The sequence below is a fragment of the Pseudochelatococcus lubricantis genome (genome assembly GCF_042432495.1).
Classification (GTDB): Bacteria; Pseudomonadota; Alphaproteobacteria; order Rhizobiales; family Beijerinckiaceae; genus Pseudochelatococcus; species Pseudochelatococcus lubricantis.
This window is the reverse complement of sequence record NZ_JBHLXC010000002.1, coordinates 1,269,737-1,285,645: the sequence shown is the minus strand read 5'-3', so window position 1 is coordinate 1,285,645 and position 15,909 is coordinate 1,269,737. Positions and strand designations below refer to the sequence as shown.

Here is a 15,909-nt window from a genome sequence, read left to right as displayed (position 1 = left end):
GTGCCTTGCGAATTGGACCAATTCGCAAGGTCCGTCTTGAATATGACCCGATGGCGCTCCATCACATCAGGAACGCCATCGGCAGGGTCGGATGATAACGCGCCCGGTTCAGAAGGCGTTTCGGGAGGTGAGAAATTGTCCTATTCCGGCGCTACCCCCGGTTCGCGGCTGCTTCCGAGGATCCGCCGCCGGCCGCCCGGCCGCAGGCTGTGGGCCATCCTGCGCTCCCTTGCGCGCGACACCAGCCGCGAGCGCATCTCGGTCGGCGACCTGCTCGACACCATGCACGACCGCGCATTCGGCGCGCTGATGTTCATTTTCGCCTTCCCCAACATCCTGCCTACCCCGCCGGGCACATCGGCCATTCTCGCCGCCCCGCTCGTCTTCCTGACCGCGCAGATGATGATCGGCCGCAAGCCGTGGCTGCCGCAGGTCATCGCCGCCCGCTCCATGGCCCGCCGGGATTTCGCCGCCATGACGGAACGCGCCGTGCCGTGGCTCGCGCGGGCGGAGCGCCTGCTGCGTCCGCGCCTGCTGCACCTCGCCACGCCGCCGATGGAATATTTCATCGGCGCGGTCTGCTTTCTGCTGTCCGTCATCCTGCTGCTGCCCATTCCGCTCGGCAACATGCTCCCCGCGCTCGCCATCTGCCTGTTCTCGCTCGGCATTCTGGGACGGGACGGCGTGTGGGTGCTGCTCGGCGTGGTGGCGACCATCGTGTCGCTCGTCGTCGTCGGCGGCGTGCTCTACGGCCTGCTGAAGACCGCGCTCTTCATCATCGCCAACGCCTTTGGCTGACCCGGAGCGCGGGGCTGCTTTCCCGCCTTCACCGGATGCGCACGGTGACGTTGTCCGTGCTGCCGCGCGCATCGATCACGGACAGCCGCGCGAAGCCCTCGCCGTCCGGCCGCCAGCGCGTCTCCCGCCGGAGCGCCCCCTGCTCCACCGGCCGGCCGTTGACCATCCAGGTGAGGGGCGGTATGCCGCCAGAGGCCTTCAGCGCGAGTTCCTGCAACACGGCGTCCTGCCCCCCCTCCTGTTCCAGCCCCAGATCGATCAGCGCGCCGTCCGGCGGAAAGGCGATCCGCAGCGGTGCGCTGATCATGGCCATGAGGTTGCGCGGCGTGTCGCGGCGCAGATGCCGTAGCGGCGGCGGCAGGGTCGCGCTCGTCGCCGTCAGCCGGCCTTCGGGGACGATGACCGGCAGCGAGTCGCGCCCAAGGCGGGCGAAAGCCTCGAACAGCAAGGGGGCCGCCGTATTGCGCGCGAGCAGACCCGGCACCGCCCCGCCATCGGGACGGCCTAGCCACACGGCAATCGTCGTGTTGCGGTCGAAGCCGGCCGCCACCGCGTCGCGATAGCCGTAGGACGTGCCCGTCTTATAGGCGATGCGTCCCGCCGGCGCATTGTGCGGCGCGGGCGCGCCGCGCAGGATATCAGCGACATACCAGGCCGCTACCGGCTGCACGAACGCCGGTTCCGCCGCCGCCGGTATCTCGCTGTCGAGCCGGTAGCGCAGGGCCGGCACCTTGCCGCCGCGCGCCAGCCCGGCATAGGCCCGGGCGAGATCCGTCAGGCGGGTGCCGAGGCCGCCGAGCGCGATGGCGAGCCCTGGCTCGCCGCCGTCCTTCGGCAGTTCCACGGCGACACCGGCCGCCCGCAGCCGCGCCAGCAAATGCGCCGGGCCGACCTCGGCGAGCAGCGCGACCGCCGGCACATTGAGCGACAGTTGCAGCGCCTTGCGCGCCGTGACCGTGCCCTGAAACGTCTGGTCGAAGTTCTCCGGCGCGTAGAGGCCATAGCGTGTGGGCCTGTCTTCAAGGACTGTCTCTGGATGTGCGAGGCCCGCCTCGAACGCCAGGGCGTAGATGAACGGCTTCAGCGCCGATCCGGGTGAGCGCACGGCCTTCGCCGCATCCACCCACCCCGCCCGCTCGGACGCCATGATATCCGCCGCGCCGACGTGTGCCAGCACCTCGCCGGTGGAGTTGTCGACGGCGACGATGGCCGCCGAGATTTGCGGCCCGATGCGTCGCGCCGCCTCCCGTGCCAGCGTTTCAAGACCCGCTTGCAGGCCCGCATCGATGGTGAGGCGCAGGGTGCCGGCCTCGGGATTCGCGGCGCGCTCGGCCTGCGCCACATGGGCCGCGAGCATCGGAAAACTGCGCCGCGCCGTGGGCACGGGCGCGGCGAGCGCCGCCTCCATTTCGGCCGCGCCAATCAGGCCGCGCTCGAAAGCGCGCTTCAGGACACGCCCGCGCGCCGCGCGGGCCTGCTCGGGAAAGCGGTCCGGCCGGCGCGCTTCCGGCGATTGCGGCAGCGCGACGAGCAGCGCGGCCTCGGCGACGGACAGGCGGCGCGGCTCCTTGCCGAAATAGGCGAGGCTCGCCGCGCGCACGCCCTCCAGATTACCGCCGTAGGGCGCGAGGCCGAGATAGAACGCCAGAATCCCGTCCTTCGAGAAATGCCGCTCCAGCTCGATGGCCCGCACGGCCTGCCGCAGCTTGGCGGCCATCGTGCGTTCCGTGCGCGGCTCCATCAGCCGCGCCACCTGCATGGTGAGCGTCGAACCGCCGGAGACGATGCGGCCGGTCGCCAGCATCTGTATGGCCGCGCGCGACGCCGCCAGCGGATCGACGCCGTGGTGACGGCGAAAGCGCCGGTCCTCGTAGGCCATCAGCAGATCGAGAAAGCGCGGATCGACATCCGCCACCGTCGCGGGAAGCCGCCAGCGGCCATCGTCGAAGGTGAAGGCACGCAGCACCGCGCCGTGCCGGTCGAGCACGACGGTGGAATACTGCCGGGCGGCCGCAAGATCGAGCGGCTGCAGGCTCGCCGCGAACCGCCAGAGCGCCCCGCCCGCCAGCAGCGCGGCGACAAGCGCGACCGCCCCCGCGGTCGCGGCCAGCCTGCGGATCACGGCGCCCCCTTGGCGTCCGTCACCCTGGCGCCAGTTACCTCGACCGTGCCGTAACCCGTGCGGCCGAAGCGTTCAGGCCGGTAGAGGTCCTCGACAACCGCCGGCGGATGCACGTATTGGCCGGGCGACACCGTCCGCACGATATAGGCGACGGAGAAGAACGCCGGCTGGTCGGCCTCGCGGGCGAAGGAAGCGACGAAACGGTCGTCTCGGTACTCGACATGGGTCGGCTCCACGTCCCGCGTCAGCCACGGCAGGCCGGCCAGATCGGCGCTGTCGACGAGGCGCGGGCTGTCAATCTCGAACCCCGCCGGCAGGAAGTCCGCCAATAGCACCTGCGCCTGACGCGCATCGCGTTCCGTCACCTTCAGCACGGTCACGAGCCGCTCGTTCTGCGCCACCTTCGTCGGATCGGCGGCCTTGCCGTCAAGACGGAAGTAGGAGCGTTCGACGGTATAGCCCTGCGCCAGCGCCGGCTCGCGCGCCGTGGGGTTGCCAGCCACGCCGATCACCGCCTGCACGGGCGCATCGCCGCCGTTCGTCACCTTCACCGCGCCAGCCGCGAGCTCGAAGCCGGCGACGGTGCGGAACAGCGGCCCCCTGTGCTCCGCGCCGTTGACGGTGAGCGAGACGTTCTTGGCTTCCTCCGCGAGGCTCGCGGCCGCCAGCACCAGCCACGTGTTTTCCTGCGTGCTGGTGTAGCGGCGCCCGTCGCGCGCCCGCTCGACCGCCCGGCCGAGCGCGGCGAGATGAGCGCGCCCCGCGCCCGTCTCGCCGACGAGAGCCAGCATCCCGGCCGCATCGCGCAGCACCGAGCCGTAGTCGGCGCGGCCACGCTCGTCGTCCTTCGCGCTCTCCAGCGCGTCAACCGCCTGTCCAATCACGCGGTCGGCGCGCGTGCGGTCGCCGAGCAGCGCGAGCGCCGCCCCCACCTGCGCCTGCGCCAGCGGCGAGCCGAAGGAGGCGAGGCGCACGTCCGCGAAATAGCGCAGGTCACCGATGACCGGCCGCCCGTTGCGCGCCAGCACGTAAGCCGCGTAGGCCAGCGCCTCGCCCTCGCCGTCCGGGAAGTCGGCGCTGTTGACGACGGCATTGCGCAGCCGGTCCAGCGTCTGCGTGAACGCGCGCTGCGGCACATCGAACGAGCGCTCGCGCGCCCGCGTGAGGAAATCGGCAACGAAGGCATCAAGCCACAAATCGTCGCCGCCCACGGACCAGAGGCCGAAGGAGCCGCTGGCATCCTGCCGAGACAGCACCCGCGCGATTGCCTCGTTGACACGCCTGTCGGCATCTGTGTCGGGCGGCAGCGCGTTGAGCGCGGCGAGCGTATTCGCGTAGAGCAGCGGCAGCGCACGGCTCACCGTCTGCTCCGTGCAGCCGTAGGGAAAACGGTCGAGCGCGCCAAGCAGCGCCGGTACGTCGAGCGCCGCAAGCGGCGTGACCGACAACGAGACGACGCCCGTTCCCGGCTGGATATCCGCGAGCAGGTCGCCAGACAGGCTCACGCTGGCGCCGGGCGCGAGCGGATGCACCGTGCGGCGGGTCAGCGGCCGCGTGCCCGCACCGATGCCGAGCCGCAGCGTCTGCGACGCCTCGATGCCCGGACCGGCGATCGTCGCCGTCACCGACGCCTGCCCGACGCCCGTCGCCTTGACCGGAATCGCGAATCCTTCGCTGCCGCCCTGATCGAGCCGGATCGCGGGCTCCAACACCCGCGCGTCCACCGTGAGCGGCCCATCGACCGCGAGCGACAGGCGGTAGTCCCCCGCCTCGCCGGAAACGTTGTCGACAGCGAGGAACAGCAGCGATGTATCGCCGGCATTGAGGAAGCGCGGGAGGCTGGCGGAAACAACCACGGGATCGCGCACCACCACATCGACGCTCGCCTGGCCGACACGCTCCTTCGACCACGCGACCGCGAACACCCGCACCGTGCCGTTGAAGGCGGGGATCTCGAAATCGACCGGCACCGTCCCGTCCGCGCCCACCTTCACGACGCCCGTGTAAAGCGCCAGCGGCTCCTGCGACGGCGGCGCACCTTCCAGTGGCGGCGCCCCGGCGTCGCCGCCCGAGCGGATCGCGCCGCGCGTGCCCTGCATGCCGTCGATCAGGAAGCCGTAGACGTCGCGGATATCGGTGCCGAGCTGCCGCTGGCCAAAGAAGTACTCGTCGGGCTGCGGCGGTTCATAGCGGGTGAGGTTGAGGATGCCGGCATCGACCGCCGCCACCGCCACATAAGCCTCCTCGCCCGGCTGCAGGCCACTCACCTTCACCGGTACGGACAGCGGCACGCGCGGCGCGACGGTGCGCGGCCCGCCGAGGTCGACGCCGAGCGTGCGCGCCGCACGGTCGACCGAGAACCACGAGAGCCCCAGCGCCCGGCCGGGTTGTCGCCGCGCGGCGACATCGAGCGGGCGATGCGCCAGCGCCACCACATAAGCGCCCGGCCCCCATTCCGCCTTCACCGGCAGCGTGACCGTCGCGCCCTCCGGCGTGACGTCGACGACGCGCTCCTCATGGATGCGGTCGCTGGCGACAAGCAGCGTTACCTTGCCGGTGAAGCGCGGCTTCAGCGTCACCGCGAGTTCCTCGCCCGCCGCATAGGCCGCCTTGTCGAGCACGAGGTCCAGCCGGTCGGGCGTATTCGCGCTCGCCGTGCCGCTGTAGCCCGAGGCGAAGCTCACGCTCACGGGCTGCACCGAACCGTCGACCGCCGCGACATCGAGCCGGTAGCGGCCCCACTCGACAGGCACGGCAATCTGACCCGGTTCCTGTGTCGAAAGATCGAGTGTGCCGTCCTGCACGCGGCGCGTCGTCGTGACGGTCTCGAACGACCACTGCCCGCCCTGGTTGAACCACTGGAAGCGCTGCTCCACCCGCGACAGCGTCCAGCGCACCTTGGCCGCCTGCCGTGTCCCCTGCGGCGTTGCCACCACCACGTCGAAGCGCGCCTGCGCGCCTTCCGTCAGGTTGTCGAACAGCGGGCGCACGCCGATGACCGGACCGGCGGGCAGGATCGACAGGGTCACCGAGCGCTCCACCGCCCGGCCGCCCGCCTCCGCGACGCGCAGCGCGATCCGCGCCTCGACTGGCCGTTGCGCCGCGACATCCGGCACAGGCACGGCAAGTTTCGCCCTGCCCTGCGCATCGGTCACGGCGCCGGATGCGACTTCCAGCGACACGCTCTCGAAAGCCTCGTCGTCGATGCCGACCCGATAACCCTCCAGTCCGGGGATGGCCGTGCCGCCAGCCTGCTGCACAACCACGTCGCCGCTCACATCGAGCCCGGCGGCAGGCGCGCCATATAGATATTGTGCGTCGACCGCGATTTCCGCGACCGCGCCCCAGTCGAGCACAGGCGTCTGCGGCGCCAGCTTCAGCTCGATGCGTTCGGGAACATAGTCCTCCACCAGAAAGGTCGTCTCGCCAACCGGCTCGCCCTTCGGGTCGACATAGGCCTGCACGCGCCAGGTGCCGTGCGCCGCGCCGGCGAGCAGCGGCAGGGACCACGCGCGCCCGCCGAGCCCCTGATCGTCGACAGGCGCGCGCCGGTATTCCACACCGTCCGGCCGGCGGGCGACGAGCGTCAGCGGCAGGCCGCCGGCGGCATTGCCGGTTGCATCGCGCAGCAGCGCAGTGACATGGACCGTCTCGCCCGTGCGATAGACGCCGCGCTCCGTGAACACCTGCCCGTCAAGCGGGCCGGGCGCGGACCGGCCGGCGACGCCCCTGTCGGTGAGATCGAAGGGCGCCTGTTCGAGATCGAGGAAGTTGTAGTCGCCCGCCTCCGTCGTCGCCACCAGCAGGCCGGGGCGCGTGCCGCCCTGCCCGCGCGTCAGGCCGGCGGCGAATGTCGCCTCGCCCTGCGCGTCGGTGCGAGCCGTCGCCAGCACCTCGTTGTTGCGGGCGACGAGCCGCAGGTCTACGCCCGCAGCAGGCCCGGCGGAAGCCAGCGAGCGTGCCAGCACACGCAGGCCGCCCTCGTTCGTCAGCGCGGTGAGGCCGATGTCGGACACCACGAACCACTGCGTCGCACGCTGGCTGTAGTCCTCGTCCGCCGGCGGGCCGCCGCCCGGCCGCGCCGTCAGCACATAGACGCCCGGCGACAGGGCTTTGCCAATTGCCTCATGCACCGGAAAAGCGGTGATCTCGTCCTTGTTGAGGCTTGAGCGGGTTTCGAGCGTGCCGCTCCACACCTTCTCGCCGCGCTCCGCCCGCAGCGTGTCGATCACCCAGCGGCCAAGCTGGTCGAGGAAGCCGCCCTCGCGGATCGTCGCGAGCAGATTGCGGTCGCCAACGCGGAAAACATCGATCTCGGCCGCGGCCGTGTTGACGGAAACGAGCGGGATGCCCTCCTGCCCGGTCGAGGGCAGCACATAGTTGCGGCCAGTGAAGCGGACGGACGGCGCACGGTCGCGCACGTATATTTCATAGTCGGCGCTGCGCAGCAGCGTGTCGCCGGAAGCCGCCGGCAGGCCCTGCCGCAGCACGATGGCGTAGCGCTCGCCGTGCTTCAGCCCATCGACGCAAACCTGCGATTCCTCGCCCGTGACTGCGGCGTTAGCCGCGCCCGCGACCGCGACGAAGGGAGCGAAGTCCACACCCTTCGCCACGGGCTCGGAAAACTGGAAACAAGCGCGCGGCGTCAGCGCATCGGAATCCACGCGGTTGCCGGTGATTCGAAAGCCGTAGCGGGCGCGCAATTCCTCATAGGCCGCGCGCACCGGCGCGGTATCGTGCAGCGCGAGCGCCGCCCTGTAGCTGTCGATCGCCTGCCGGAAGAGCGTCGCGCGCACCTGCGCCTCGCCCAGCGTCACGAGCGCGGCGGCCTTGTCAGCGGGCTTCGCAGCGCGCTGGAAACCGGCGTAGGCCGCGGTCTGCGCCCTGTCGAGCCAGCGCATGCGCAGACTGTAGTCATCCGTCTCGAACGTGGAGGCAAGGCGCGCGTAGTTCAGCCAGTCCTGAAAATTGCCCGGCTCGCGCAGCAGCAGCGCGCTCGTCAGCGCCAGCGCCCGCTTGGCATCGCCCCTCGCTGTCGCCTCGGCAATGTCCTTGCGCAACTGCGCAACGGGCCGCGACAGATCGGCCTGCGCGGCTTCTCGCTTCAGCGTGGCGTCGAAGCGCACCACGTTGCTCGCCAGATCGTTGCGCTGAAAGGCGCCTTGCGCAACCGCCAGACCTGGCAGCATGCCAAGAGCGAGTGCGGCCGGCAGCACCAGCCGGCGAAACAGGGACGGAATCGACATCGGCGCGCTCCACGGCTGCGGGATCAGGCTGCAGGGACGACGCGGCAGAGGATGAACCAGCGGACGGCCACTTGCAAGCGCCCCCGGAGTTGCCGCCAGCGCGCCTTCCGATTTTCCCGGCGCTTGTGTCTTTCAGCGCTTCGATCCGGTTGCGGGCATATCGGGTAGCCCGTCAGGCCCCATTTTCGACCTCTATGGTGACATGCGACAGGTCATGAAAATGGGCCAGCTTGCTGCGGTAGACCGATGGCTCCATGGGGGTTGCGGAACGGATCGAGATGATGGCTCCATGATGGCCGGGGCCGAGCTGCCATACATGCAGATCGGTGATCTCGTCACCGCCGTGTTCGATAACGTCGCGGATTTTCTGCGGCAGATTCTCGCCAGCAGGAACGTAATCCAGCAGAACCCGGCCCGTGTCGCGGATAAGCCCCCATGACCAGCGGGCGATGACGAGACCGCCGACGACACCCATGAGCGGGTCCATCCAGTTCCAGCCGTAAAGGCCCCCCAGAACAAGCGCCGCGATAGCCAGAACCGAGGTCAGCGCGTCCGCCAGAACATGCAGATAGGCAGCGCGCAGGTTGTTGTCGTGAGCATAGTGGCCGTGGTTGTGATCGTGAGCAGCACCGTGATGGTGGTCATGGTGATGAGCATTATCGCCATGCAACAGCCATGCACAGACGAGATTCACCGCCAGCCCGATCACAGCGACGGTGATAGCCTGCGAAAAGCTGATCGCCACCGGGCTGTAAAGCCGCATCAGGCTTTCCCAGCCGATCAGCAGGGCAATCAGAGCCAGAACCACAGCGCTCGCAAAGCCCGCAAGGTCGCCCAGCTTGCCGGTGCCGAAGGTAAAACGCGGATTTCGCGCATTCCGGCGGGCATAAAGATAGGCCAACGCAGCAATCAACATTGCCGCCGCATGGGTGGACATATGCCAGCCATCTGCGACCAGAGCCATGGAGCCGTAAATCGTTCCGGCAACGATCTCCACGACCATCATGGTTGCGGTGATGGCGATAACGAGCCAGGTGCGTTTTTCGTTGCGCTCGTGGTCCTGGCCAAGAAAGACATGCTCGTGCGGGCTGGCGAAACGGACGGCTGTGTCGGTCATTTCAAGTATGTCCTGATAACGTCGATCAACTCGGCGGCACCTTGAGCGCGGGCTACGTCTTCATCCTTGTCAGGGTTGGAGACGTGTTCGCGAATATGATCTTCGATCAGTTCGGCCGTCAGGCCGGTGACCGCGCCGCGAACCGAAGCGACAAGGTTCAGGATCTCCCCACAGGGCACCTCCGCCTCAAGGGATCGCTCTATCGCCTCGATCTGACCTTTGAGACGCCGGACGCGGGCGAGAAGCTTCGTTTTGTTTTTCGTCGTGTGTGACATACCATAGGGGTATACCCTATATTACGGATCAACGCAATGATACCTCGGCATCCGCTTGATCCGGCCCCATCTCCGTCATTGATTATCTCCCCGTAGGGAGAGACCGGCCATGCAAATCAGACCGACCCGTGAGGGGGACATCCGGGCCCTCCTCAAGAGTGCATGCATTGGGCCCCGAATCCGGGAGCGTTCCTTTTGGGAGACGCGAGGGCAAGCGGTCCGTTCCAGCGGATATTCAGTCCAACCGGCCGTTACAGGTTTTCGCCCACAGATATCGATGTGCAGGGGCGCTACAGATGCGTTTCAAAGCGCACCTCAGGGAAATCGGCGGGGATTTATTCTGGAAATTGACGCTTTGGATATAAGCGCTCAAATGGCGCGCCCAAGGGGAATCGAACCCCTGTTTTCGCCGTGAAAGGGCGACGTCCTAGACCGCTAGACGATGGGCGCATCAACCGTTGCCGGTGAAGTGGCGTGACTAATAGAGATGTTTGCCGCCTTCGGCAAGGCCTGTCGTAAAACTTTGGATGTTTTCCACATAAGTGACGCGCGGCCGTCATACAAGCATTATCGGCGCGCGGCTTCGGCCTTGCAGACATCGAGCAGCCGCAGGCTCACCTGCGTGCGCCCGCCCCAGTTGTCGAGCGCCAGTGTGCCGGCCGCGTGCACCGGCTGCCCCTTCAGCGACAACAGCGACTGCCCAAGCGGCTGGTCGGCGGCGCGGAACACCATGCCGCCGAGCGAGGCACCGTCGCCGGCGCGCAGGCGGACACGCACATGGTTCGCCCCCACGACGGTGGCCTCGGTCAGCATATGATGGCCGAACGCGAATACCGGCTCGGGATTGCCAGCGCCGTAAGGGCCTGCGCGGGAGATGCCCGCCACGAGTTCCGGCGTCGCGCCGCCTGCCGTGAGCGCTGCGTCGATGCCGAGCGCCTCGCCCTCGCCTGCCCGCCCGACGTCTTCGGCAAGTACCGCCGACAGCCGCTCGCCGAAGGCCGCGACGCCGTCGCGGCCGAGTGTCACGCCCGCCGCCATGGCATGGCCACCACCCTTGACGGCGATGCCCTCCTCCACCATCCGACGCACCGCCCGCCCGATATCCGCGCCCGGAATCGAGCGGCCCGAGCCCGTGCCGCCACCCCGGTCGTCGAGCGCGATGGCGAAGGCGGGACGGTTGAAGCGCTCCTTCACCCGCGCGGCGACCAGCCCGACGACACCTGGATGCCAGCCGGGCGAGGCCACGACCAGCACCGGGGGATCGCCTTCCGCCAGCTGGCGCTCCGCCATGGCGACCGCCTCCTCGACGGCCAGCCGCTCCACCACCTGCCGCTCCGCGTTCAGCGTGTTGAGTTCTGTAGCGATGCGCGCCGCCTCATGCGGCTCCCGCGCCATCAGCAGGGTGGTGCCCAGCGCCGAATCGCCGATTCTCCCCCCCGCGTTGATGCGCGGGCCGAGCAGGAAGCCGAGATGCCACGCCTCCGGCGGCCCCGACAGGCCGGAGACGTCGAGCAGCGCCGTCAGCCCGGGTCGCCGGCGTTGGCGCATCACGGCAAGCCCCTGCTGGACGAAAGCGCGGTTGAGGCCGACGAGCGGCACGACATCGGCCACGGTCGCAAGCGCCACGAGGTCGAGATCGGCGAGCAGGTCGGGCTCCCCGCCCGCCGTCTGCCGCCAGAAGCCGGCCTGACGCAACGCACGCTGGACGGCGACGAGAGCCATGAAAACCACGCCGGCCGCGCACAGGTGGCCGAGGCCCGACAGGTCATCCTGCCGGTTGGGGTTGACGACTGCCACAGCCTGCGGCAGTTCCACGCCCGCCTGATGATGATCGAGCACCACGACGTCCATGCCGAGCCGGCACGCCTCGGCGAGCGGCTCGAAACTCGCCACGCCGCAGTCCACCGTCACCAGCAGGGTGCAGCCGGCCTCATGCAGTTCACGGATCGCCGCCACGTTGGGTCCATAGCCGTCGACGACGCGGTCCGGAATCCGCACGACGAAGTCCACCCCTCCGCGTGCCAGAAACAGGCCAAGCAGGGCGGAGGAACAGGCGCCGTCGACATCGTAGTCACCGAGGATAGCGACTTTCTCCCGGCGCGCCACCGCCCGCGCGATACGCGCCGCCGCCTCGTCCATAGCAACGAGCGTCGAGGGATCGGGCATGAGATCGCGCACGCGCGGCGCGAGATAAGCCTGCGCATCGTCGGGCCCGATGCCGCGCGACGCCAGCACGCGCGCCAGAATGTCGGGCAGCCCGTGCAGCTGCACCATTGCAAGCGCCGAGGCGCGCTCGGCCTCCGTGCAGCGATCCTGCCAGGCGCGCCCGAGAACGGAGCGGCTGACGCCGAGAAACGGACGCGCCTCAAAGGGATGCGCTGCGGAAAAGCTTGCCTGGGCCACCTTGCTCGACGAAATGTTGGCTGGAGCATTTCTGCGAAAGATAGAAATGCTCCGTCTGAATGAAAGCGCGCCGGGCGCAGAGGCCCGGCGCGAACAGCGGCAATCAGTCCAGATGGAATTTCGAATGGTCGCGATGCTCGGCGCGGATGCGGCGCACTGTGCCGGTGGCGGAACGGTAGACGACAGTCTCGGTCTCGATGACGTCGCTGCCGAAACGCACGCCGGAGAGCAGCGCCCCGTCCGTCACACCCGTCGCCGAGACGACAACGTCGCCCGCCGCCAGTTCCTCAATGGAATACTTGCGCGCGGGATCGGTGACGCCCATGGCCGCGGCGCGCTCGCGCTTCTCCGGCGTGTCGAGAATGAGGCGGGTCTGCATCTGGCCGCCGACGCAGCGCAGAGCCGCCGCCGCGAGCACACCCTCGGGCGCGCCGCCCGTGCCGATATAAATGTCGACACCGGTCTCGCCCGACGTGGCGGTGAAGATCACGCCCGCCACATCGCCGTCGGTGATGAGTCGCACGGACGCGCCCGTGCGGCGGATGGCGGCGATGATCTCGGCATGGCGCGGACGATCGAGCACCAGCGCGGTGATTTCGGAGGGGTGCACACCCTTGGCCTTCGCCAGCGCCTCGATGTTCTGCTCGGGCGTCGCGTCCAGATCGACGAGGCCAGCCGGATAGCCGGGGCCGATGGCGATCTTCTCCATGTAGACGTCGGGGGCGTTAAGCAGCGAGCCGCCCTCGGCCATGGCCATCACGGCGATGGAGCCCGGCATGTCCTTGGCGCAGAGCGTGGTACCCTCCAGCGGGTCGACGGCGATGTCCACCTTCGGCCCGCTGCGGTTGCCGACCCGCTCGCCGATGAACAGCATCGGCGCCTCGTCGCGCTCGCCCTCGCCGATGACCACCGTGCCGTCGATGGACAGGCGGTTCAGTTCGCGGCGCATGGCGTCCACCGCCGCCTGATCGGCCGCCTTCTCGTCCCCCTTGCCGCGCAGACGCGCGGCGGACACGGCGGCGCGCTCGGTGACGCGAACGAGTTCCAGCGTGAGGATACGGTCGATATAGTGGCTGGCTTTCAATTCGCCTTCGTTGGACATCGTGGTCTGCTCCTCGGGGACAAGCTTGAACAGGGGTATGCGCGAACGGCTACGCCATGCTTTCACGTCTTTATCGTGTCATTCGCGGACACGGCGAATACTATTCCCGTTCGATACGGATAACCTGTGGCTTTTCGACGACATATCCCTCCGCGATCGCCTTATCAACCGCGGAGCGAATGGCCTGTTCGGTCGTCGCGTAAGTAATGACCACGACGGGCACCGGCGCGCCCGAACGGCCGGCGGGATCAAGCTGGGCGGCATCCTCGGAGCGGTTCTGGATGATGCTCTCCAGCGAGATGCCGAGATCGGCGAAGCTCGTGACGATAGACGCGGCCGCGCCCGGCTGGTCGGCCACCGTCAGACGCACGTAATAGCCGCCTTCGTGAACCTGCATCGGCTCCTGGATGGAGCGGCCAAGCGAGGCCGCCGGCGCGCCGAACGGCGGGCTGACGAGGCCGCGCGCGATGTCCGCGATGTCGGCGATCACCGACGAGGCGGTTGCATCGCCGCCAGCCCCCGGACCGGCAAGGGTGAGTTCACCCACCGCATCCGCCTGGATGTTCACTGCATTGGTGACGCCCATCACACGGGCGATGGGCGAATCGTCCGGCACCATGGTGGGATGGACGCGCTGCTCGATGCCCGATTCGGACCGCTCAGCGACACCCAGCAGTTTGATGCGGTAGCCGAGCTTTTTCGCCATGCGGATGTCGAACGCATCGATGGACCTGATGCCCTCGACGTAGACTGCACCGATATTGACATCGACGCCGAAGGCGAGCGCCGCGAGAATGGTCAGCTTGTGGGCGGTGTCGTAGCCGTCGATGTCGAAGGTCGGGTCGGCCTCTGCGTAGCCCAGCACCTGCGCCTGCTTGAGGCATTTCTTGAACGACAGGCTCTCCTTCTCCATCCGGGTGAGGATGTAGTTGCAGGTGCCGTTGAGAATGCCGGAAATGCGCGAGATGCGGTTGCCGGCAAGCCCTTCCTTCACCGTCTTGATGACGGGAATGCCGCCGGCGACAGACGCCTCGAACGAGAGCGCCACCTGCCGTTCCTCGGCGAGGTGGGCGAGCGCCTCGCCGTGGTGGGCGATCAGCGCCTTGTTGGCCGTGACCACCGACTTGCCCGCGCGCAGGGCCGTCTCGACGGCCTTCTTCGCCGGGCCGTTCTCGCCGCCGATGAGTTCGACGAAAACGTCGATATCGGGCGCGTCCGCCAGCGCGACGGGATCGTCGTACCATTGCAGCCCGCCGAGGTCGATGCCGCGGTCGCGCGTCCTGTCACGGGCGGCAACCGCCGTGACGACGATCGCGCGCCCGCAGCGGGCGGCCAGGATATCCTTTTGCTGATCGAGAAGGCGGACGACGGATGCGCCGACCGTGCCAAGGCCGGCGATGCCGACCCGTAAACTTTGCGCCATTATTCAGAACCGGGTGCGATGGAAGGTGCGCAGCTTAGCGATGCGCAGCGAGTGGAACGACGTTGTGCAACGTTTTGTCCGCTGTTTCAAGGAAACGCCGCAGATTGCGGGCAGCCTGCCGGATGCGCTGCTCGTTCTCGACCACGGCAATGCGGACGTATTCGTCGCCATGCTCGCCGAAACCGATGCCCGGCGCGACGGCAAGCTCCGCCTTCTCCACCAGCAGCTTGGAAAACTCCAGGCTGCCGAGTGCCCGGAAGGGCTCCGGAATCTTCACCCAGGCGAACATCGACGCGCTCGGCACCGGGATGTCCCAACCGGCGCGGCCGAACGAATCGATCAGCACGTCGCGCCGGTGCTTGTAGGTGGCGCGCATTTCGCGGATGCAGTCGTCCGGGCCGTTCAGCGCGGCGGTCGCCGCCACCTGAACGGGCGTGAACGCACCATAGTCGAGATAGGACTTCACCCGGCCCAGCGCAGCGATGAGGCGCTCGTTGCCGACCGCGAAGCCGATGCGCCAGCCAGCCATCGAATAGGTCTTGGACATCGACGTGAACTCGACGGTCACGTCGATCGCGCCCGGCACCTGCAGAACGGAGGGCGGCGGCTCGCCGTCGAAATACACTTCCGAATAGGCGAGGTCCGATAGCAGCAACAGGTCGTGCTTCTTCGCGAAGGCCACGAGATCGCGATAAAAATCGAGCGAGGCGACATAGGCGGTGGGATTCGCCGGATAGCAAACGACGAGCGCTATGGGCTTCGGAATCGAGTGCACCACGGCCTTCTCGACCGCCGGGAAGAATGCCGGCGTCGGCTCCGCCGGGACGGAGCGGATGACGCCGCCCGCCATCAGGAAGCCGAAGGCGTGGATCGGATAGCTCGGGTTCGGCACCAGCACCACGTCGCCGGGCGCCGTGATGGCCTGCGCCATGTTGGCGAAGCCCTCCTTCGAGCCGAGCGTGGCGATGACCTGCGTCTCGGGATTGAGCCTCACGCCGAAACGGCGTTCGTAATAGCCCGCCTGCGCGCGCCGCAGGCCCGCGATGCCGCGCGAGGCCGAATAGCGGTCCGTGCGTGGCTTGCCGACCGTTTCCACCAGCTTCTCGATGACGTGGCGCGGCGCGGGCAGATCGGGGTTGCCCATGCCGAGATCGACGATATCTGCGCCCGCTGCTCGCGCAGCCGCTTTGGCGCGGTTGACCTGCTCGAACACATAGGGGGGAAGGCGCTTGATACGATGAAATTCGGTCATGGGTTGGTATCCGGGATTGCCAATGGGCTGAAGGCTCCGCGCCCCAGCCCGGAACGCTCGCTTGAGAGCAGCCTTATACGGGCCGGCGCATCGACGATCATGCGCGAACAGCCGTAAAGGTAACGTCTATCATCAACACGCGGCGGGTGGAAATATCTTCCCGGAAATATT

General features: G+C 68.2%; 9 protein-coding genes and 1 tRNA gene. 1 reads left to right on the top strand and 9 read right to left on the bottom strand.

The genetic code is table 11. The features are described 5' to 3' along the window. Positions 1-135 precede the first annotated feature (135 nt). Positions 136-798 (top strand): exopolysaccharide biosynthesis protein, encoded by a 663-nt coding sequence (locus ACFFJ7_RS08620; protein ID WP_246225310.1) that lies wholly within the window; start codon positions 136-138, stop codon positions 796-798. A gap of 28 nt (positions 799-826) precedes the next feature. Here the strand turns inward: ACFFJ7_RS08620 and pbpC are convergent, their stop codons facing one another. The 9 genes from pbpC to ACFFJ7_RS08575 form a co-directional block, all read right to left on the bottom strand. Continuing rightward, positions 827-2,920 (bottom strand): penicillin-binding protein 1C, encoded by a 2,094-nt coding sequence (gene pbpC, locus ACFFJ7_RS08615; protein ID WP_377591768.1) that lies wholly within the window; start codon positions 2,918-2,920, stop codon positions 827-829. Beyond that, positions 2,917-8,166, bottom strand: coding sequence for an alpha-2-macroglobulin family protein (locus tag ACFFJ7_RS08610; protein ID WP_377591767.1), 5,250 nt, complete (start codon positions 8,164-8,166; stop codon positions 2,917-2,919). Before ACFFJ7_RS08610 ends, pbpC begins: the two co-directional genes overlap by 4 nt. A 172-nt stretch (positions 8,167-8,338) precedes the next feature. Then, on the bottom strand, positions 8,339-9,283 hold the full coding sequence (gene dmeF / locus ACFFJ7_RS08605) for a CDF family Co(II)/Ni(II) efflux transporter DmeF (RefSeq protein WP_377591766.1): 945 nt from the start codon (positions 9,281-9,283) through the stop codon (positions 8,339-8,341). Beyond that, complete coding sequence (locus ACFFJ7_RS08600) at positions 9,280-9,558, bottom strand: metal/formaldehyde-sensitive transcriptional repressor (protein ID WP_166952784.1); 279 nt, start codon at positions 9,556-9,558, stop codon at positions 9,280-9,282. Before ACFFJ7_RS08600 ends, dmeF begins: the two co-directional genes overlap by 4 nt. Before the next feature lie 374 nt (positions 9,559-9,932). Beyond that, positions 9,933-10,008 (bottom strand) — tRNA-Glu (locus tag ACFFJ7_RS08595). 117 nt (positions 10,009-10,125) lie between these two features. Further along, positions 10,126-11,832 carry a single-stranded-DNA-specific exonuclease RecJ gene (recJ, locus tag ACFFJ7_RS08590; RefSeq protein ID WP_377592117.1) on the bottom strand — a complete coding sequence of 569 codons (1,707 nt, stop codon included), beginning with the start codon at positions 11,830-11,832 and terminating at the stop codon, positions 10,126-10,128. 232 nt (positions 11,833-12,064) lie between these two features. Then, positions 12,065-13,063 carry a class II fructose-bisphosphatase gene (glpX, locus tag ACFFJ7_RS08585; protein WP_166952751.1) on the bottom strand — a complete coding sequence of 333 codons (999 nt, stop codon included), beginning with the start codon at positions 13,061-13,063 and terminating at the stop codon, positions 12,065-12,067. 100 nt (positions 13,064-13,163) lie between these two features. Next, entirely contained in the window at positions 13,164-14,486 is a 1,323-nt protein-coding gene (locus ACFFJ7_RS08580) for a homoserine dehydrogenase (protein ID WP_377591765.1), read from the bottom strand. A gap of 34 nt (positions 14,487-14,520) precedes the next feature. After that, positions 14,521-15,738, bottom strand: a complete 1,218-nt coding sequence (locus tag ACFFJ7_RS08575; protein WP_166952745.1) for an LL-diaminopimelate aminotransferase — start codon at positions 15,736-15,738, stop codon at positions 14,521-14,523. Between the last annotated feature and the right edge of the window lie 171 nt (positions 15,739-15,909).